The 19,309-nt window shown below is 43.9% G+C and carries 18 protein-coding genes; 15 read left to right on the top strand and 3 right to left on the bottom strand.

Annotated features, from left to right (window positions below; all coding sequences use genetic code 11):
* Positions 1–134 precede the first annotated feature (134 nt).
* The 11 genes from ACO4R2_RS09260 to ACO4R2_RS09210 all read left to right on the top strand — a co-directional run bounded on the left by ACO4R2_RS09260 (position 135) and on the right by ACO4R2_RS09210 (position 11,472).
* On the top strand, positions 135–1,763 hold the full coding sequence (locus ACO4R2_RS09260; protein WP_484769996.1) for a Gfo/Idh/MocA family protein: 1,629 nt from the start codon (positions 135–137) through the stop codon (positions 1,761–1,763).
* Positions 1,764–2,198: 435 nt separating this feature from the next.
* Positions 2,199–3,287, top strand: coding sequence for a tryptophan--tRNA ligase (gene trpS / locus ACO4R2_RS09255; RefSeq protein WP_311490514.1), 1,089 nt, complete (start codon positions 2,199–2,201; stop codon positions 3,285–3,287).
* Positions 3,288–3,402: 115 nt separating this feature from the next.
* Positions 3,403–3,561, top strand: a complete 159-nt coding sequence (rpmH, locus tag ACO4R2_RS09250; RefSeq protein ID WP_009347500.1) for a 50S ribosomal protein L34 — start codon at positions 3,403–3,405, stop codon at positions 3,559–3,561.
* Positions 3,562–3,649: 88 nt separating this feature from the next.
* Entirely contained in the window at positions 3,650–4,360 is a 711-nt protein-coding gene (locus ACO4R2_RS09245) for a PASTA domain-containing protein (protein WP_484769995.1), read from the top strand.
* A gap of 41 nt (positions 4,361–4,401) precedes the next feature.
* A complete protein-coding gene (locus ACO4R2_RS09240; RefSeq protein ID WP_484770064.1) occupies positions 4,402–5,460 on the top strand; it encodes an RluA family pseudouridine synthase in 1,059 nt (352 codons plus the stop codon).
* A gap of 15 nt (positions 5,461–5,475) precedes the next feature.
* Positions 5,476–6,462: a D-alanine--D-alanine ligase gene (locus tag ACO4R2_RS09235; protein WP_484769994.1), complete on the top strand. Its 987-nt coding sequence runs from the start codon at positions 5,476–5,478 to the stop codon at positions 6,460–6,462.
* A gap of 80 nt (positions 6,463–6,542) precedes the next feature.
* Positions 6,543–7,691, top strand: coding sequence for an acyltransferase (locus ACO4R2_RS09230; RefSeq protein WP_347719052.1), 1,149 nt, complete (start codon positions 6,543–6,545; stop codon positions 7,689–7,691).
* A complete protein-coding gene (locus ACO4R2_RS09225) occupies positions 7,654–8,310 on the top strand; it encodes a NigD1/NigD2 family lipoprotein (RefSeq protein ID WP_484769993.1) in 657 nt (218 codons plus the stop codon). The genes ACO4R2_RS09230 and ACO4R2_RS09225 overlap by 38 nt, the downstream gene beginning before the upstream one ends.
* 63 nt (positions 8,311–8,373) lie before the next feature.
* Positions 8,374–9,285, top strand: a complete 912-nt coding sequence (locus tag ACO4R2_RS09220) for a DUF2156 domain-containing protein (RefSeq protein ID WP_484769992.1) — start codon at positions 8,374–8,376, stop codon at positions 9,283–9,285.
* A gap of 41 nt (positions 9,286–9,326) precedes the next feature.
* Positions 9,327–10,370: a GNAT family N-acetyltransferase gene (locus ACO4R2_RS09215; protein ID WP_484769991.1), complete on the top strand. Its 1,044-nt coding sequence runs from the start codon at positions 9,327–9,329 to the stop codon at positions 10,368–10,370.
* Positions 10,371–10,410: 40 nt separating this feature from the next.
* Positions 10,411–11,472: an esterase-like activity of phytase family protein gene (locus ACO4R2_RS09210; protein ID WP_484769990.1), complete on the top strand. Its 1,062-nt coding sequence runs from the start codon at positions 10,411–10,413 to the stop codon at positions 11,470–11,472.
* 154 nt (positions 11,473–11,626) lie between these two features.
* Here ACO4R2_RS09210 and ACO4R2_RS09205 read toward each other — a convergent pair whose 3' ends face one another.
* The 3 genes from ACO4R2_RS09205 to folP all read right to left on the bottom strand — a co-directional run bounded on the left by ACO4R2_RS09205 (position 11,627) and on the right by folP (position 13,981).
* Positions 11,627–11,887: a hypothetical protein gene (locus tag ACO4R2_RS09205; protein WP_484769989.1), complete on the bottom strand. Its 261-nt coding sequence runs from the start codon at positions 11,885–11,887 to the stop codon at positions 11,627–11,629.
* A 483-nt stretch (positions 11,888–12,370) separates the two neighbouring features.
* Positions 12,371–13,138: a diadenylate cyclase CdaA gene (gene cdaA, locus ACO4R2_RS09200; protein ID WP_183694200.1), complete on the bottom strand. Its 768-nt coding sequence runs from the start codon at positions 13,136–13,138 to the stop codon at positions 12,371–12,373.
* Between the two features lie 6 nt (positions 13,139–13,144).
* The gene (gene folP / locus ACO4R2_RS09195; RefSeq protein ID WP_484769988.1) at positions 13,145–13,981 is read right to left on the bottom strand and encodes a dihydropteroate synthase; all 837 of its coding nucleotides are present in this window, start codon (positions 13,979–13,981) and stop codon (positions 13,145–13,147) included.
* Between the two features lie 169 nt (positions 13,982–14,150).
* Here folP and ACO4R2_RS09190 point away from each other — a divergent pair, with 169 nt between their 5' ends.
* The 4 genes from ACO4R2_RS09190 (at position 14,151) to pta (ending at position 19,297) form a co-directional block, all read left to right on the top strand.
* Positions 14,151–15,446 (top strand): UDP-N-acetylmuramoyl-tripeptide--D-alanyl-D-alanine ligase, encoded by a 1,296-nt coding sequence (locus ACO4R2_RS09190; protein ID WP_484769987.1) that lies wholly within the window; start codon positions 14,151–14,153, stop codon positions 15,444–15,446.
* A gap of 13 nt (positions 15,447–15,459) precedes the next feature.
* The gene (locus tag ACO4R2_RS09185) at positions 15,460–17,469 is read left to right on the top strand and encodes a M13 family metallopeptidase (protein WP_484769986.1); all 2,010 of its coding nucleotides are present in this window, start codon (positions 15,460–15,462) and stop codon (positions 17,467–17,469) included.
* Between the two features lie 127 nt (positions 17,470–17,596).
* Positions 17,597–18,160: an elongation factor P gene (gene efp, locus ACO4R2_RS09180; protein WP_183694188.1), complete on the top strand. Its 564-nt coding sequence runs from the start codon at positions 17,597–17,599 to the stop codon at positions 18,158–18,160.
* 126 nt (positions 18,161–18,286) lie between these two features.
* The gene (gene pta / locus ACO4R2_RS09175; RefSeq protein ID WP_484769985.1) at positions 18,287–19,297 is read left to right on the top strand and encodes a phosphate acetyltransferase; all 1,011 of its coding nucleotides are present in this window, start codon (positions 18,287–18,289) and stop codon (positions 19,295–19,297) included.
* The last annotated feature ends 12 nt before the right edge of the window (positions 19,298–19,309 follow it).

The following is a 19,309-nucleotide window of genomic DNA, read 5'->3' as shown; positions in this document are numbered from 1 at the left end:
GCTCTTTTTCTTTTGAGTATGCTCGTTTTTGTGCCAAATAGCGAAAAAATGAATACGCTTATTAAGATATTCATTCTAATATTGTAACTTTGCCTACATAGAAATACCTAATAAATATATTCACACACAACTCTATGAAATTTTTCAAAGTTCTTGCTATCGCCGTTTTGGCGGTACTTTCGTCTGGGCAGATGAATGCCCAGTCCACGTCTCCTTCTACGAAGTGGCATTGGAATGAAGGGCAGATTGTACTTGACACTCCTGCTCGCCCTGCTGGCCAACAGTCGGCTTTAGGCTTGACAGTTCCCAAAATTCAGAATGTGCGTGTTGCTTTTGTAGGCTTAGGAATGCGTGGACCTGGTGCTGTTGCACGCTGGACATATATTCCTGGTGTAGAAATTGTTGCATTGTGCGACTATGAACAGAAGCGCGCAGAACGTTGCCAAGAATATCTGAAAAAAGCAAATCTTCCGCCAGCGTCCATCTATTTTGGTGCAGAAGGTTACAAGGAACTTTGCAAACGCCCCGATATTGATCTTGTTTATATTGCAACTGACTGGGATCACCATTTCCCCGTGGCTAAGTTTGCTATGGAGAATGGAAAGAATACGGCTATTGAAGTACCTTCTGCTATGAATGTTGAACAGTGTTGGGATCTTATCAACTTAGTTGAGAAAACTCGCAAACATTGTATGATTCTTGAGAACTGTTGCTACGACTGGTTTGAAATGAATACTTTGAATATGGCACAGCACGGAGTTTTCGGTGAATTGCTCCATGGACAAGGTGCTTATATTCATAACCTAGATGATTTTTGGAATGCATATTGGAAGAATCCAGAGAAATCTCCTGAATTAGGCTGGCGTATGCAGTATAATATGGAGAATCGTGGCGATGTCTACGCTACTCACGGTCTAGGTCCTGTGGCACAAGCTTTCGACATTCATCGTGGTGACCGCATGAAAACACTTGTTGCAATGGACACTAAACCTGTTCATGGTCCTAACTATGTGGAAGCTAAGACAGGTGTTCGCCCAACAAATTTCCGCAATGGCGATCATACCACAACACTGATTCGTACAGAGGAAGGAAAGGTTATTGAGGTTCAGCACCAAGTGATGAATCCGCGTCCTTACGACCGCCTCTATCAACTCTCTGGTACGAAAGGTTTTGCCAATAAATATCCTGTTGAAGGTTATGCCCTTGATGCGAAGAGCTTGAAAGAAGCTGGTGTTGCTCCTAAGGTAGACAATCTCTCTTCTCACTCTTTCATGTCGGACGCAGAAAGAAAGACTCTTGAAGAGAAATATCAGTCACCCATTCTGAAGAAGTATGGCAAGATGGCCAAAGAAGTTGGTGGTCATGGAGGTATGGACTTCATCATGGATAGTCGTCTTGTTTACTGTTTGCAAAATGGTTTGCCTCTCGATATGGACGTTTACGACCTTGCCGAATGGTGTGCTTTGGCTGAACTCGGAACTCTTTCTCTCGATCATAATTCTGCTAGCGTTGCTTTCCCCGACTTTACGCGTGGACATTGGAATGATGTGAAAGGTTATAAACATGCTTTCGCTCCTGCTGCACAAGAAGATGCAGCGGCTCAACTTGCTACTGCTATCACCAATGCACAAAAGGCTATTGCAGCTAAGGCTTGGGCAGACTATGAGAAGGCAACTACGGTTGAAGCCAAGAATGCTGTTAGCACAAAGGCTGTGGCCAACGTGCAGAAGGCAGTTGCTAAATTGCTGAAGAAGACAAAATAAGTCTACAGCCACATATAATTATACGTTAAATGCGTCCACTACAGAAGTAGTGGGCGTTTTTTGTTGTGATGATAGATGAGTGCGTGGAAAAATTTTGTATCGCTTTACGCATCACAAGTATTCACGCAAACTTCTTTCTTTTGATTTTTGCTCTGTACCGAGAAGATAAAAATATCCTTATTGTGCCAGCCGACGCAATAAGGATGTCAGCTGACATCCTTATTGTAATCAAAAATACAATAAGGGGATTTGTGGGGAGGTTACAATGATTGAGTCCCCTAATGCCTTTTTTGTGCGCGCAAGTGCTCTGAAGTAATATGTTCTGAAGATGGAGAAAAGCTGTCATTTGGCTTTTCAGCTTTTAGCAAAGAACGGAAAGGTTTGTCTTGTGGCGGAAATATTGTATTTTTGTCATCACAAAATACGTATTTTGATATGTCAGACAAAATTTATCTCACTGGCGACCGTCCAACGGGTCGCCTTCATATTGGACACTATGTAGGGTCTCTTCGCCGTCGCGTAGAGATTCAGAACACTGATGATTATAAGGATTTCTATGTGTTTATCGCAGATGCTCAGGCATTGACCGATAATATGGATAATCCAGAAAAGGTTCGCCAAAACGTGATAGAGGTAGCCTTGGACTATCTGAGTGTTGGCTTAGACCCTAATAAAGTCACAATTTTTATCCAGAGTCAGATTCCTGAGCTCACTGAACTGTCTTTCTATTATATGGACCTCGTAACAGTGAGTCGTTTGCAGCGCAATCCAACAGTGAAGACAGAAATCTCTATGCGTGGTTTTGATTCAAGTATTCCCGTTGGATTTTTCACTTATCCAATTTCTCAAGCAGCTGATATAACGGCATTTAAGGCTACACATGTGCCGGTGGGAGAAGATCAGAAGCCCATGCTTGAGCAAGCCACAGAGATTGTGCGTCGCTTCAATTATATCTATGGTGAGACTCTCGTTGAGCCACAGATAATTCTACCAACAAATGCAGCTTGTTTGCGTTTGCCAGGAACAGATGGTAAGGCTAAGATGTCAAAGAGTCTTGGAAATTGTATCTATTTGAGCGAAGATCCTAAGGACATGAAGAAAAAAATCATGTCGATGTATACAGATCCCGAACACTTGCGCGTGGAAGATCCAGGACATATTGAAGGAAATACAGTCTTTACTTATCTCGATGCTTTTTGCCGACCTGAACATTTTGAAGAGTTCTGGGCCGATTATAAGAATCTCGACGAAGTGAAAGAACATTACCAACGTGGTGGATTGGGAGATGTGAAGGTGAAAAAGTTCCTTAACAATATCTTACAAGCAGAGTTAGAACCTATGCGGTTGCGTCGTGCTGAATTTGAAAAAGATATTCCAGCCGTCTACGAGATGTTACGCAAGGGAACAGAGCGCGCTCGTGAAGCTGCTGCAGCAACGCTTTCTGAGGTAAAACATGCAATGAAAATAAATTATTTCGACGATCTAGCTCTTATTGAAGAACAAGCAAAGCGTTATGCAAAATAATTTTGCAGGCTAACTCTTTGAGAGTTCGAATATTCTTCTTAACTTTGCACCCCGAAACGCATAGAATGCGTCAGCTGAAAAGAACGAAACAAAAAATAAAAAAGACAAAATAAAAATGAAACGTACATTCCAGCCCCACAACAGAAAGAGAAACAACAAGCATGGTTTCCGTCATCGTATGCAGACCGCTAACGGTCGTCGCGTGCTAGCTTCACGTCGTCGTCATGGCCGTAAGAAGCTCACTGTTTCTGACGAAGTTCATGGTAAGAAGTAATTCTCTTTTTGAGATTTTGAGATTTACGAGAGAGGCAAAGGCTTCTCTCGTTTTTTTATAGTATCTTTGCAATAGATTGGGGGAGATTATGCCCCATAAGTCAAAGATAACATCGCCCATGACGATTAAGGAGTTTTTCAAGAAAGTTTGCAGCAAAAGCATTATAGGTAACATGCTAGCAATGTTGCTGCTCACTGTGTTGCTGATAGTAGGTGTTTCTTCTTTCCTTGTGATTTATACACACCACGGACAAGAAGTGACAGTTCCTGATTTGCGCGGCAAGAGTTATGATGTGGCCGTGGCAGAACTCAACGACATGGGACTCAAGGCGGAAGTTCGAGACACGGGCTATGTTCGTACATTGCCTCCTAATTCTGTTTTGGATCAATCCATCCGTCCGGGTGAAAAAGTAAAAGCTGGACGCATCATAGAGTTTACTATCAATGCTGCTTCAGCGCGTGCTGTTGCTATCCCCGATATTGCCGACAACTGTTCCCTTCGTGAGGCCGAGGCCAAACTGCGAGTTATGGGCTTCAAACTGACAGCTCCGAAATATGTTACAGGCGATAAAGATTGGGTTTATGGCATTGAGGTGAATGGTCGAAACGTTGTGAAAGGGCAGAGAGTGTCAGTTGATGTTCCGCTTACGCTTATTGTGGGTGACGGGAATGTCCAAGACGAGTATAATGGTAACGACAGTCTTGACTATGTTATCAATGGACCAAGCGAAGAAGAGCTCAAAGCAATGCGTTCGCTCTATGAAGATAACAATTACGATTCAATCCATATTTCCGAATGACGGCCTTTTCAGGAGAAATAGAGGATAGACATCTCCCAGATATGCTGGATGGAGATACTAAAGGTCTTCTCGATGAACCAGAAGACGACTCGATGGGGGGAGGCCTTTACGAGCATTTCCGCGTGGTTGCCGATAAAGGTCAGCAACTGCTGCGTGTGGATAAGTTCCTAATGATTCATCTGCCCGATACTTCTCGCAATCGTATTCAGTTGGCAGCTAAGGCAGGTTTTATTCACGTCAACCAGAAGCCTGTAAAAAGCAATTATCGTGTAAAACCATTCGATGTAGTTACGTTGCTTCTTGACCATCCTCGATATGAAAATAAAATAGAGCCCGAGGATATTCCGCTTGATATTATCTATGAAGATAGCGAACTGATGGTGGTCAATAAGCCAGCAGGCCTTGTGGTCCATCCAGGGTGGGGAAACTACACCGGAACTCTTGTGAACGCCATTGCCTGGCATTTGCGCGACGATGCCAATTATGACCCCAATGATCCAGGGGTGGGGCTCGTTCATCGAATTGATAAAGATACCAGCGGGCTTCTTGTCGTGGCCAAAACGCCCGATGCCAAGACCAAACTGGGATTACAATTCTTTAATAAAACAACGCGCCGCCGCTACAATGCCCTTGTTTGGGGGAACATCCAAGAGGAAGAAGGGACAATTGTTGGTAATATTGCCCGGAATCCGAAAGATCGTTTGCAGATGGCAGTATTCCCTCCCGAGTCGGAAATAGGTAAGCACGCCGTTACTCATTATCGCGTGTTGGAACGTTTTGGCTACGTCACGCTTGTAGAATGTGTTCTTGAAACGGGGCGAACTCATCAGATACGAGCCCACATGAAACATTTGGGACATCCACTCTTCAGCGATGAACGCTATGGGGGTGATAAAATTTTGCGTGGAACACAGTCGAGCAGTTATAATAGTTTTATCCGCAACTGCTTTGAGATCTGTCCGCGTCAAGCTCTTCATGCCCGCACGCTTGGTTTTAAGCATCCCACAACGGGGCAAGAATTGGATTTTACGTCCGAAATGCCTATTGATATGGCCCAGCTCCTAGAGCGATGGCGGACGTATTTCAAAGGAATTAAGTAAACGTACAAGATAGCAATGAAAAAAGTTATTGCAATTGTAGCCGGAGGTTACTCCTCTGAGCATGATGTCTCTCTGCGTAGTGCAGAAGGGATTCTGTCTTTCATGGACAACGAAAAATATGATAGCTACGTTGTCGATATAGAAAAGAACAAATGGACAGCACGTTATGGTGATGAACTTTGTCCAATCAACCGCAGCGATTTCTCCTTTACGGCCAGTGATGGTCAACATAAGTTCGATTTTGCATACATAACGATTCATGGAACACCAGGTGAAAACGGTATTCTTCAAGGCTATTTTGATTTAATAGGAATACCTTATTCAACGAGTGATGTACTTATTGAGTCGATGACTTTTAATAAGTTTGCCTTAAACAACTTTCTTCGCTCTTTCCCAGAACTGCATATATCAGACAGTATCATGGTGCGTAAAGGCGAAGCAATGCCTGTGGAGGCGGACATCATAAATCGCTTGGGACTGCCGTGTTTTGTAAAACCCAATGCAGGCGGCAGCAGCTTCGGTGTAACAAAGGTGAAAACTGCTGAAGCCCTCATACCGGCCATCGAGAAAGCAATGCACGAAAGCGATGAGGTACTGATTGAAAAGATTATGGTGGGTACTGAAATCACTTGTGGCGCGTACAAACAAGGCGGTGACGTCGTAACTTTCCCTATTACAGAAGTAGTGACCAGCCAAGAGTTCTTCGACTACGATGCGAAGTATAATGGAAAAGTTAGTGAAATCACGCCAGCCCGCATCGCCGATGAAACTGCGAAGCGCGTAAGTGAAATGACGAAGCGCATCTATAAAATTCTTGGCTGCTATGGCCTCATTCGTATTGACTATATTCTGTCGGGCGAAGCAGGTAACGAACAAATCAACATGCTTGAGATAAACACAACTCCAGGTATGACCGCTACTAGCTTTATTCCGCAGCAGATACGTGCAGCAGGGCGTAAGCCGGGAGATATCCTCTCCGAGATAATCGAAGGTAAATTCTAATTATCAACATATCGGCTCCATGCCAACAACTTTTAAATGTTTGTTGGCTTGGAGCTGTCTTTCTTAAAACCCGAAACAACATGGAAACACCTGCAGAATATGACGACATTCGCTGCTATGAAGCGAAAGATTTGAAAGCTACTTTCGATGCGTTGCTCGCTGACGAACAGTTCTGCGGCATCCTGCAACAACTCTTTCCCAAAACATCTTTTGAACAGCTCAAAGCCGGGCTCTATTCATGTAAAGACGTTCTTGATTTCCAAGAGAAATTTGTCTATGCGTACATAGATGATTTGATGAGCAAGGTGAGTTTGGGCTATGATCTCGACTGTGGTGAAATAGAAGATAAACATAAAGCTTACACGTTTATTTCTAACCATCGAGATATAGTTTTAGACCCCGGACTTTTGGCTATGTTGCTTATCAAGAATGGTTTTTCCACAACGCAAGAAATAGCAATCGGTGATAATCTCCTTATTTTCCCTTGGATAAAGCATTTGGTACGTCTTAATAAAGCTTTTATCGTTCAGCGTAGCCTAGGTCTTCGTGAAATGCTTGCAGCCAGTAAAAAGATGAGTCGCTATATGCACTTTGTCATTCGCGAGAAGCAGAATCCTATTTGGATTGCACAACGCGAAGGGCGCGCCAAGGACAGTAACGACCATACCGCTGAAGCCGTCTTAAAAATGGTGGCTATGGGAGGAACAGGGACTCCGCTGGGTAATTTGAAAGAAATGAACATTGTACCGATGAGTCTATCTTACGAATATGATCCCTGCGACTATCTTAAAGCCCAAGAGTTCCAGTTGAAGCGAGACAACGCAGATTTTAAGAAGAGTAGGCAGGACGATTTACTAAATATGCAAACAGGAATTCTCGGCTTTAAGGGACACGTTCATTTTGTTATGGGAACGCCTATCAATGATTGGTTGGACGAACTGGAAGATGCTCCTAAAGGACAATTCTTTGGCGAAATCGCCCAGCGTATGGATCGCGAAATCTATCGTAACTATCGTTTGTTCCCAGGTAATTATGCAGCTGCCGATCTTCTTCGTGGAAATTCTGACCATGCTACTCATTACTCCGCAGACGAGAAAGCTCATTTCGAGAAATACTTGAAAGGGCAGTTGGCAAAGATAGACATACCTAACAAGGATGAGGCCTTTCTGCGCGACCGTATACTGGAAATGTATGCTAATCCGGTTTTCAATCATGAAAGCGTGCTTTAGTGCACTTCTGCTGTTCTGCACCTTGTTGTCAGCATGTTCCGACGATGAGGACAGACCTTTACAAAATTATGAGCAAGGACTGGTGGAAGCCCTATCACGAGGGGATAAAACGATTTCGCAAATAGTCTTAGATAATGGCGATACCCTTGCGGTGACCAATCGGATAATGGTGGCACAACCTGCTTCAACTATTCGAGCCTATGCGCTTTATGTGCGTGCGAATAAGACGGTTGAACTGGCGCGCCTTTCGCCAGTATTGACCTGTTCCGTTCAGCAAATGCCAGATACAGTCCTCCGAACTGATGCGCTACTACTACGATCGATGTGGTTGAGCCATCGATATCTCAACTTCTTTGTGTCGCTGCCCACTGGGCCTGCAAAGCGCAGTCATTATCTGGGGATTGTTGATAAAGGCTTTTCAGAGAATGAAACGCACACGCAGACGCTGAATTTGCGACTCTTTCATTATCAGAATGGAGACGGAAAGGCTTACTATCGTGATACTTATTTTTCTTGTCGCCTTGATTCTTATCTCCCACGCCTCTCGAGGGGGGATAGTATCCGCTTGTTCTACAGGGATGAGAAAGGTAGGCAGACCTCAATAACGCAAGCTTATTGATTCAATCTTTTAGACAGTAGCTTCTTTAAGTACTGTCATTTTTAATTAAACAACCAGAGCTGAATGGATTTTCATCCTATAGAATTAACTGATCGCGAACAAATCCAACAGATTGTTCGTGAGAGCGAATGCCGAAATTGTGATCTCAACTTCTTGAATTTGATGAGTTGGCGTTTTCTTTATGATACGCAAGTGGCTTATCATGGTGATTGGCTGCTTTTCCGTTTCAAGGCAGAGGGGCATAATGCTTATTTAGCCCCCGTGGGACATGGTGATTGGGCTGCTGTTGTTGGCGATTTGCTCGAAGATGCTCGTCAGCAGGACGCTCCTTTTTTGATGTTGGGCTGCCCAGAAGTTCAGTTGGGCTATATTAATGCAGCCATGCCCGATTATTTTTATGCCACGGCCGACCGTAGTTATACCGACTACATTTATCATCGTGAATCGTTGGCCACATTGGCAGGAAAGAAGCTTCAGCAAAAGCGCAATCATGCCAATAAGTTTGAAAAACTCTATCCTAATTATGAATATCTTCCTCTCACTCCTGAGTTTATTCCTGAGTGTTTAGCACTCCGCGAACAATGGGAGGAGGAGAAAGACAATGTTCCTTCTGGCCGTCTCTCCGCTGATGCCGAGCGGCGCAGTATTGAGTATGTTTTTTCCCATTGGGAAGAGTTGGGTGCCATTGGTGGTGTGCTCCGCGTAGAGGGGAAAATCATCGCTTTCACTTATGGCGGCCCTGTCAATTACGATACTTTTGACACTTGTGCAGAGAAGGCGGATTTCAACTTCGAAGGAGCTTTTGCTATGATCAATCGCGAATTTGCGCGCCACTTACCGGAACAATTTGTCTATATAAATCGGGAAGAAGATTTAGGTCTTCCAGGTTTACGCCGCTCAAAGGAGAGCTATCGTCCGGCTTTTTTGCTTAATAAATTTACCGTTATGGAGCGACATCCAATGAAGATGGATTAAATTTGCACACATCTATTCATCGTAAAAATAATTCTTTCGATATGCTTCTTACTCCTGAAGAACTCAAACAACAGACTCGCGAACTTTGGAAAACTTGTTTTCCAACAGATAGCGAAGAGTTTCTAGATATTTATTTTGAGGATAAATATACCGATGCCTCCAACATAACACGCCGCGAGGGAACCCAAGTGGTTGCTGCAGGACAGTTGTTGCCCTATAGTATGAACTTCTACGGCAGCACTGTTCATACAGGTTATTTCAGTGGGGTAGGCACTTTGCCCGAGTATCGTGGGTATGGATTGGCTTCACAGATTATTAGTGAGGGCCATCGTCGACTTTATGAGCAAGGAGGCGTTTTGAGTTTTCTCATTCCTGGTAATGAAGAACTACGCCATTTCTACGAACGGCCTCAGCATGGTGCTTTTTGGACCTCTACTTTCCGTGCAGAAGTGGAGCTTACGCCCACGGGCGAAGAAGATGCTCACATCGTGATTGAGGAGCCCGAAGAATGGGGAGAAAATCTTTATGTCTATTACCAACAACGCTGTCGTACTTATCCTTTTATTTTTAAATCATCTCTGAACGATTTTTTTGCAGCCTTAGAGACCTGCGATTTAGAAGGAGGATTTGTTCTTGTGGCTCGTAATAAGTCGCGGATTGTTGGTTTGTGCTGGGGTGTACAAGAGTCCGACGGTCGCGTGATGCTGCGCGACATTGTGGTGAGTGACTATCGGGTTCAGAACCTCTTTGTGACGTACCTCTGTCGTAAGTATGCGGTGGAGCACATCTATGATCGTGGTGCTTGCGCGGGAGCCATAAAGGGAGCACAACCTTATGCTATGGCTCGTGTTGTCAATGTTGTCAAATTCTTCAAGACCATTTTGCTCCAGCATCCTGGTTTTGAGCTGAGCATTGGTATTGATGGCGATCTCGATGTGCCTGAAAACAACGGATTTTATATGCTGCGTGGCGGAGAAGTCTTTATTGTAGAAGATCGTCCCAGTCAGATTATCACCCCTGGTGGACTTGCTGCTATGTTCCTCGGCTCTCAGCCCGTGATAGTCAGAAATATGCTCGATGAGTAAGTAGGCAATATTTAAGGACATTATAGCGTTAGACAATATTATGCGACTCAAAATATTTTTTTTAGCATTCTTTTTGACCGCACTGACTGCGGTGGCGCAACCTGTGGTCCAACTCAAGCAACAACGCCTTTCTAAGTGGGGAGTGGGTACTGCCAATTTCAGTGGTATTGCTCCGATTCATGGCGATCGTTATGTCATGGTTAGTGACAAAGAACCTGAAGATGGCTTTTTTGAATTTCGCATTGTGCAGAATCCCATCTCAGGGCAAGTGGAGTATGTCGGTCTTTCTGAATTCAAAGGAAATCCCCGTCCACAACTCGACAGTCGCGGATTTACCCTGCGCGATTGTGAGGGAGTAGCCTATAATCCATCGCTCAATACAGTTTTCATTAGCGGAGAAGGCGATCAGCAGATTCTGGAATATGGAATGGATGGTGTGCCAACAGGGCGTGGCTTGAATATCCCTGATGAGTTTGGCGTTCCTAATATTCGCCACAACTACGGCTTTGAGTCGCTCAGCTATGATGCAACAACTGGTCGTTTCTGGACTACCACCGAAAGCACACTGAAATCTGACGGCGACTATATCCATTCTAGGAACATGATGGCCACAAACCTACTGCGCTTGCAGAGTTTTGGTAATGATCTTCAGCCTGTGGGGCAATATGCTTACCGAATGGATGCACCTGCTTTGCAAGCAACGGGGAGATACTATTGTTTTGGGGTGAGTGATCTCTGTGCCTTGCCTGATGGTAGACTCATTGTAATGGAACGAGAACTCAATGTTCCTAACGATTATATAGGAGCAAAGAGTGTGAGCCGTCTTTATATTGTTAATCCGTCGCGCGAACATAAGATAGATTCATCCACACCTCTCTCGAAACTATCAGCGGACAAATTCGTGAATAAAGAGTTTTTGTGTAGTGTTGAGACGGAGATAACGCCACTTTCTTTTTCTTATGCCAACTATGAGGGTATGTGTCTTGGTCACCGTCTCGATGATGGCCGACAGACTCTCCTGCTTGTCAATGACAGTCAAGCATCTGTTGGCAAAGGCATCTTTCATTTGAAAGATTACATCAAAGTTATTGTTTTACCATAGCCCCAAATTCTCCTTTCTCAAGACTTTAATAACAGAAAGAGTAAGATTTTTGATCTTAAAAATAAAAGAGGCGCACATTTGTGCGCCTCTTTTTCTTGTGAACATCTTCCGTTTCTGCATAGATGAAAGCTGCAAAAAGGGAAAAGTTTAGATATTATAGTGCTGTAAAAGCTGCGGCAAAACCAAAGATTATACCTGGAGTATTGGCAATGGCTACTGGCCAATCTCGCTTCTCTTTGAAGAGTCCGTATGACACCCAAAGCACGCAGTTAACACCTGCCATAAAAGGTTGAATGAAGGTTCCTTTATGACCTGCTAAATTGTTCTCAATTTGCGGGAAATAGAATACATACATTAGTACTGCTGTTACCGTACCAATCCATCCCATCATTTCAAAAAACTTTTCTTTCTTCATTAGTTCTTGCTTTGTTTTAAGAGTAAATAAAACTTAAGTTCTGGCAGTCCTAAAAACTTTACGCTTTGAGCATTGTTATCCTAATCTACCGCTGCAAAGGTAGAAAAAGTATTTTGGAACGAAGAAAAAGAAGTGCCTAAAAAGCGTGTGCAAAGTAAAAAAACATTGAAATCTTTTTGAAAAAAAGCGGCGTTATAGAGCTATGCCTTTACCCAATAAGCAGTCTCAAAAATACAATAAAGATATCGGCTGACACAATAAGGAAGCCAGCTGACACAATAAGGTTGTCAGCTGACAGCCTTATTGTATTTTTGGCTTTTCTAAGGAGAAAAAATGCTATTTGTTTCTGTGTGTCGTTTTATTCTAATCAACAAACTTAGAATGATGCTCTGCTAAGAAAATCTTCGCAGAGCAAAGAAGAAATAAAGCTTTTAGGGAAGCAATAAAAAGAGAGGGAGAGAATGACAGAAAACCTTATAGAAATCAGTCTTGCCATTCCTCAGTGAGCATTCGTTCAAGCTCTTCAGCATTTAAGCGGAGATGGAAATGGCCATTTTCGGCTATTGAGATGCCGCCCGTTTCTTCTGAAACGCAGATAGCCAGACAATCGCTTTTTTGCGAAATGCCTAAGGCAGAGCGATGCCGAAGACCAAGCGCCTTAGGGATGTCGGTGTCGTGAGACACGGGGAGGATACAGCCCGCAGCAGTGATGTGGCTATTGCTAATAATCATAGCACCATCATGGAGTGGAGAGTTTTTGAAAAAGATGTTTTCGATGAGTCGTTGGCTGATTTTGCCATTGATGATTTCCCCAGTGTTAATATATTCCGCAAGGTTGACACCTCGTTCCACTATGATGAGTGCGCCCACCTTTTGTTTCGACATGCTCAGACAAGCCATAACGATTGGCATAATGTCAGTGCGGTGGGATTTGACCTCTTTATTTAAGTGGAAAATGCGTGCAAGATACTTTGCATTCTTTTGGTTGCCAATGGTAGAAAGGAAATGTCGAATCTCGTCTTGGAAAAGAATGATGACAGCCAGCAAACCGATGTTCATCAAGTTGTCCATGATGCCTCCAATCAGTCGCATCTCAAACACGCGTGACACAAGAATCCATACTACAGTGAAGATGATGACGCCGCTAAAGATGTTGGCAGCGCTGGACTGCTTCATGAGTTTCCAAATGTAGTAGAGCAACAAAGCGACAAGGAAAATGTCAATGATGTCTTTAATTCCGAGTGAGAGCATGAGAACTTACTGAACGGTTTTAGTATATAACTGTACGGCTTCAACAGCTTGCTGAACGTCGTGGACGCGCAAGATATTTGCCCCCTTTAGGAGAGCGATGGTGTGGAGAACACTTGTTCCGTTAAGGGCTTCTTGCGGTGTGGTGTTGAGCAGCTTGTAGATCATGGACTTCCTAGAAACGCCAACGAGCAAGGGTAATTCAAATTCGTGGAAGTCCTGCAAGTGGTTCAACAACTCATAGTTTTCATCGAGCGTCTTACCAAAGCCAAAGCCAGGATCAAGAATAATGTCCTTTACGCCCATATCGCGCAACCTATTGATGCGTTGTGCCATATAGAGAAAAACTTCGCGTAAGAAATCTGAATATTGCGGGTTGTCCTGCATTGTTTGGGGGGTTCCTTGCATGTGCATGAGTATGTAAGGAACATTGAGGTGCGCTACGGTACGAAACATTTGCGCATCCATTTCGCCTCCCGAAATATCATTGATAATATCGGCGCCATATTCCTCTACAGCCATTCGGGCCACATCAGCTCTGAAAGTGTCAACACTAACCGGGAGTTGTGGCGCAAGTTTGTTGACTATTTGCAGACCATGCGAGAGGCGGCGCATCTCTTCCTCGGGGGAAACATCATCAGCCCCAGGGCGCGAACTATATGCTCCAATGTCGATCATTTGTGCGCCTTCGTCCACCATCTGCTGTACACGCCGGTGGATTTCCTCGTCGGATTGTTTTCTGCTCTCTGCAAAGAAAGAATCTGGCGTTACATTTAAAATGCCCATCACTTTAGGCTGACTGAAGTCTATAAGCTTTCCGCTGCAATTTATTGTATAGGTCTGCATGATTTCCTTTACTTTATTTACTCGCAAAAGTAGTTAAATTCCGCTGACCATGCTTGTCTCTTTCTTTTTTTTTTGCTGCTAAAGCTCCATAAAGGTAAGGTATCTGTCGGAAAAGAAGTAGGCTGCGAAAAAAAACTTGTAACTTCGCGTGATATTTATAATGAAAGAAATGAATACAGCAGACTTGTACAAACTGTTCTGCGAGCATCCTGTCATTACGACGGATACGCGCGAGTGTCCGAAAGGGGCAATCTTCTTTGCGTTGAAAGGAGAAACTTTTGATGGTAATAAATTTGCAACTATGGCCCTCGAAAAAGGCTGCGCCTTTGCTGTGGTTGACGATGAAAAAGTGGTGGGAAATGATGATCGCATGATTCTTGTTGATGATGTTTTGACAGCAATGCAGCAACTGGCCTCTTACCACCGCCACCAGTTGGGGACACCGATATTGGAGGTGACGGGGACAAATGGTAAGACTACCACAAAGGAACTCACCAGTGCTGTCCTTGCTGAGAAATATCGCGTACTCTATACGCTCGGCAATTTGAACAACCACATAGGAGTTCCCAAAACGCTCCTGCGTTTGACAGAAAAAGACGAAATAGCTGTGATAGAAACTGGAGCAAATCATCCTGGAGAAATCAAAGCTCTGGCAAATATCGTAGATCCTGATTGTGGCTTAATTACAAATGTTGGTAAGGCTCACTTGGAAGGCTTCGGAAGTTTCGAGGGCGTTATCCATACGAAGGGAGAGCTTTACGATTATCTCCGCTCGAAAGCAGGTGGCTATATTTTTCTCAATGGTGACAATGGATATTTGCTCAATATTGCAAAAGATTTGAAAGCATACACTTACGGGCGTCCAGGACAAGGTTATGATGTGGAAGGCGAGGTGCTGAATTGCAACCCCTTCCTGCATTTCCGTTGGCGCGTGAAAGATGGAGTCTGGCAAGAAGTGCAGACACAACTCATTGGTGCATACAATATAGACAACGCCTTGGCTGCCGCAGCCATCGGCGTTCACTTTGGCGTGACGCCAGAACAAGTGACACATGCTATTGCAGCTTATGTACCGACAAATAACCGAAGTGAGCTGAAGCGCACAGCCAAGAATACGCTCGTGGTTGATGCTTATAATGCCAACCCCACCAGTATGAAGGCTGCTTTGGAAAACTTCCGCCTAATAGAGCATCCACACAAAATGGCCATCTTGGGCGGTATGCGCGAGTTGGGAGCAGCAAGTGTTGAAGAACACCAAAAGATTATTGATTTGCTCAATCAGCTGAATCTCGAATCTGTTTGGCTTGTTGGCGAAGAGTTTAAACCCTTTGCCCATCAATATCGCTATTTTGAAAATGTGGAAGCTGTAAAAGAAGCACTGGCAGCAGACCCCGTAGAAAATCACATGATACTCATTAAAGGCAGCAATTCTCAGAAATTGTTCCAATTGCCGGATGTGCTATAATTGCTCAATGAAAATGATAAGAATAAAAACGCTCTTTGCTGCTATAGCTTGTGTGGCCGCCACTGCAACAGCACAGAGCATAGATCCAATAGTTTCGCATATCAACACATCTGTTCGCCCACAGGACGATTTCTTTGAATATGCCAACGGCACATGGTTTCGTCAGAATCCAATCCCTGCAACAGAAAAAGATAATGGAATCTTTACGGTGATACAGGATACCATTGATGATCAAATTCGTCGTATCTGTCAAGAAGCCAGTGTTCGCAAGCAATTGAGAGGCTCTGCTCGCCAAAAGATAGGCGATTTCTATGCTTCTTATATGGATAGCATAGGGCGCAACAAGCGTGGTATTTCAGAACTGCAAAATGATATTCGGCGGATTCGTTCGGTGAAGGATGTTAATGCGCTGATTCGTATGTTAGCTTATGTTACGCGTGTAAGCAGTAGTGCGCTGTTTTCTTTTGGCGTTTGGCAGGATCAGCAGCAAAGTGATAAGTATGCTTTCTATTTGAATCAGGGCGGGTTGTCGCTACCCGATCGTAGATATTACGTGGAAAATGATGAGGCTACACAACGCATTCGTCAGCGTTTTGTGGAATATGCAACGATAGTTTTCAAACGTGCAGGTTTTGTTGAAGAAGAAGCGCGAAAAGCAGCAGAGAAGTTGCTTAGTATAGAAACCGAATTGGCGCAGCACAGTCGCAAGCGAGAAGATACGCGCGATCCTCTGACCAACTTCAATAAGATGAGTGCGACGGCATTTGAGAAACTGGCTCCTCATCTTTCCCTGTCTCTCTTGACAAAGACTTTAGGGCTGAAAGATGTTGATACGGTTGTTGTGGGACAACCAGAATTCTTCACACATCTTGACGGAATGCTTCTTCGCATCTCGATGACTGATTGGAACAATTATCTTTTGTTCCATTATGTCAATGGGCTTGCATCTTCTTTGGATGATGCTCTTTTCCAAGCTCAGTTTGACTTTTATTCAAAGACTTTGCGTGGTATCGAGCAACCTCGTTCTCGTTGGCGGCGGGCCGTTACGAGTACGGATCATGCCTTGGGCGATCTCGTGGGACAAGTTTACGTGCAAGATTTCTTACCAAAGGGAACGAAAGAAAAGTTTTTAGAAATTGGTAATGCTGTCAAATCGGAGCTTGCTACCCGCATTCGCAATCTTAGTTGGATGAGCGAAGAAACAAAATTAAAGGCACTCGACAAGCTCAATGCTGTGGTGATGAAACTGGGCTATCCAGACAAGTGGAAGGATATGAGCCAGGTGGAGATTTCCCGTAAGTCCTATGTTCGCAATGTGATGAACGTGAACATTTGGGAGATGCAGCGCCACTTGTCCCATTATGGCAAGAAAGTGGATCGCACAGAATGGGACATGGAACCGCAAACGTATAATGCTTATTACAATCCATCGAACAACGAAATAGTGATACCTGGTTGCAATATTTTTGTACCAGGCTTTACGAGAATGCCAGACGATGCTATATTATACGCCATCGTTGGTGGAACATTTGGACATGAAGTTACGCATGGTTTCGACGATCAAGGATGTCTGTATGATAAAGATGGAAACCTTCAGAACTGGTGGGCTGAGGCTGATAAGAAACAGTTTGATGCTCGCACCGCGCAGATTGTTAAACAGTTCAACGAATATGAAGTGGCTCCAGGCTTGCATATAAATGGTAGTTTGACGCAAGGTGAGAATATCGCTGATCTCGGTGGTGTTATTGTTGCCTTAGAAGCATTTAAGAAGACACCACAATATCAAGCTGGAGAGCAGATTGGCGGTTTCACTCCGTTGCAACGCTTCTTCCTTGGTTATGCTCAAGCTTGGATGCTACAGATGCGCCCCGAAGCTTTGGCAACACAGGTGAAAAGCAACGAACATGCGCCCGCAAAATGGCGAGTATTAGGTCCATTGTCCAATATCCAAGAATTCTATGACGCTTTTCATGTAAAGCCAGGCGATAAAATGTATCGTGCTGACAAAGTGCAGATATGGTAACCATTGCTAACTGCTATGTTACAATCGCGCAGAGCTAAAAAAGGCAGAATTCCGTTGCTTGTTAGTTAAGTAATTAGTATTTTTGCAGCCGCTTATACGAATATAAGAATAAAACAATACATATCAGATGATTAAATCACAAGAGATTAAGAAAGGTACTTGCATCCGTTTGGATGGTAAACTGTATTTCTGCATCGACTTCCTTCACGTGAAGCCAGGTAAGGGTAACACAATTATGCGTACTACATTGAAGGATGTTGTTTCTGGCCACGTGTTGGAAAAACGCTTCAATATTGGTGAAGCTCTCGAGGATGTACGCGTAGAGCGTCGCCCCTTCCAATACACCTACGCTGATGGTGATGATTTCCACTTCATGAATCAGGAAACATTCGATGATGTCATGATTGAGAAAGAGCTTATCACAGGCGTGGAGTTTATGAAAGAAGGTGATATTCTCGACGTTGTTAGCGATGCTTCTACAGAGACCATTCTGTATGCTGAAATGCCGGTTAAAACACAGCTTAAGATTGTTTACACAGAACCTGGTTTGAAGGGTGATACCGCTACAAACGCAACAAAACCAGCCAAGCTTGAAACCGGAGTTGAAGTTCGCGTACCTCTCTTTATCAATGAAGGAGAAGTTATCGAGGTAGATACTCGCGATGGTTCTTATCTCAACCGCGTGAAGTAAGCTACTTTTGAGCGGATAATCTACTCCGAAATAAGTTTTTATACTAAATGTGCTAATGTACCTATGTGTGCATTAGCACATTTTTTTATACCTTTGCATCATACATAAATATTTTTTTAATAAATAATGGATATCTTAGAAAATCTTATTGTCCGCGCTAAGGCCAATAAGCAGCGTATCGTTCTTCCAGAAGCTGAGGAGGAACGCACTATTAAGGCTGCTGACCGCGCTCTTGCCGACGCTCTCGCCGACATTATTCTTATTGGAAATCCCGCTAAAATTCAGCAACAAGTTGAAGCTTTCAACCTGACGAATATCAGCAAAGCTACTATTATCGATCCAGAGAACAATCCAAAATCTGAGGAATATGCACAACTGCTCGCCGAACTTCGTAAGAAGAAGGGTATGACAATTGAGCAGGCTCGTGAATTGGTGAAGAACCCTCTCTATTTGGGCTGTCTTATTATTAAGAATGGAGACGCCGATGGCCAAATCTCTGGTGCACTCAGTACAACGGGCGATACGCTCCGTCCCGCTCTTCAAATTATCAAGTGTGCTCCTGGTATCACTTGTGTGAGTGGTGCTATGTTGCTCATTACTCAGCAGCATCAATACGGTGAAGATGGCGTTGTTGTGATGAGTGATGTCGCTGTCACTCCAGTTCCTACAGCAGAACAGTTGGCTCAGTTTGCTTACTGCACTGCAGAGACTGCAAAATCTGTAGCCGGTATTACCGATCCTCGCGTAGCTATGTTGAGTTTCTCTACTAAAGGCAGTGCTTCTCATGAAGTAGTTGACAAGGTAGTTGAGGCTACTCGCTTGGCCCATGAACATTATCCTGAATTGAAAGTAGATGGCGAACTCCAAGCAGATGCAGCTCTTGTTCCCTCCGTGGCAGAGAAGAAAGCCAAAGGCAGTGAGATTGCTGGTAGAGCTAACGTGCTGATTGTTCCTAACCTTGAAGTGGGTAATATAGGCTATAAGCTCGCTCAGCGTTTGGGCAATGCTATCGCCGTAGGTCCAATTCTCCAGGGTATTGCTCGCCCTGTCAATGACTTGAGCCGCGGTTGCTCTATCGATGACATTTATTATATGGTAGCCATCACTGCTTGTCAAGCACAGGCGGCTAAACAGTAAAATTCCTCTATT

Source organism: Alloprevotella sp. (genome assembly GCF_057240785.1).
This window is presented reverse-complemented; position numbering and strand designations above follow the sequence as displayed.

Excerpts from the sequence above, each read along its gene's own strand:
- ACO4R2_RS09185 (WP_484769986.1), top strand. The coding sequence starts at position 15,460 with ATGATAAGAATAAAAACGCTCTTTGCTGCTATAGCTTGTGTGGCCGCC.
- efp (WP_183694188.1), top strand. The coding sequence starts at position 17,597 with ATGATTAAATCACAAGAGATTAAGAAAGGTACTTGCATCCGTTTGGAT.
- ACO4R2_RS09230 (WP_347719052.1), top strand. The coding sequence starts at position 6,543 with ATGGAAACACCTGCAGAATATGACGACATTCGCTGCTATGAAGCGAAA.
- ACO4R2_RS09220 (WP_484769992.1), top strand. The coding sequence starts at position 8,374 with ATGGATTTTCATCCTATAGAATTAACTGATCGCGAACAAATCCAACAG.
- ACO4R2_RS09205 (WP_484769989.1), bottom strand. The coding sequence starts at position 11,887 with ATGAAGAAAGAAAAGTTTTTTGAAATGATGGGATGGATTGGTACGGTA.
- ACO4R2_RS09260 (WP_484769996.1), top strand. The coding sequence starts at position 135 with ATGAAATTTTTCAAAGTTCTTGCTATCGCCGTTTTGGCGGTACTTTCG.
- ACO4R2_RS09210 (WP_484769990.1), top strand. The coding sequence starts at position 10,411 with ATGCGACTCAAAATATTTTTTTTAGCATTCTTTTTGACCGCACTGACT.
- folP (WP_484769988.1), bottom strand. The coding sequence starts at position 13,981 with ATGCAGACCTATACAATAAATTGCAGCGGAAAGCTTATAGACTTCAGT.
- ACO4R2_RS09225 (WP_484769993.1), top strand. The coding sequence starts at position 7,654 with ATGCTAATCCGGTTTTCAATCATGAAAGCGTGCTTTAGTGCACTTCTG.
- ACO4R2_RS09240 (WP_484770064.1), top strand. The coding sequence starts at position 4,402 with ATGCTGGATGGAGATACTAAAGGTCTTCTCGATGAACCAGAAGACGAC.
- ACO4R2_RS09245 (WP_484769995.1), top strand. The coding sequence starts at position 3,650 with ATGCCCCATAAGTCAAAGATAACATCGCCCATGACGATTAAGGAGTTT.
- ACO4R2_RS09190 (WP_484769987.1), top strand. The coding sequence starts at position 14,151 with ATGAATACAGCAGACTTGTACAAACTGTTCTGCGAGCATCCTGTCATT.
- pta (WP_484769985.1), top strand. The coding sequence starts at position 18,287 with ATGGATATCTTAGAAAATCTTATTGTCCGCGCTAAGGCCAATAAGCAG.
- ACO4R2_RS09215 (WP_484769991.1), top strand. The coding sequence starts at position 9,327 with ATGCTTCTTACTCCTGAAGAACTCAAACAACAGACTCGCGAACTTTGG.
- trpS (WP_311490514.1), top strand. The coding sequence starts at position 2,199 with ATGTCAGACAAAATTTATCTCACTGGCGACCGTCCAACGGGTCGCCTT.
- ACO4R2_RS09235 (WP_484769994.1), top strand. The coding sequence starts at position 5,476 with ATGAAAAAAGTTATTGCAATTGTAGCCGGAGGTTACTCCTCTGAGCAT.
- cdaA (WP_183694200.1), bottom strand. The coding sequence starts at position 13,138 with ATGCTCTCACTCGGAATTAAAGACATCATTGACATTTTCCTTGTCGCT.
- rpmH (WP_009347500.1), top strand. The coding sequence starts at position 3,403 with ATGAAACGTACATTCCAGCCCCACAACAGAAAGAGAAACAACAAGCAT.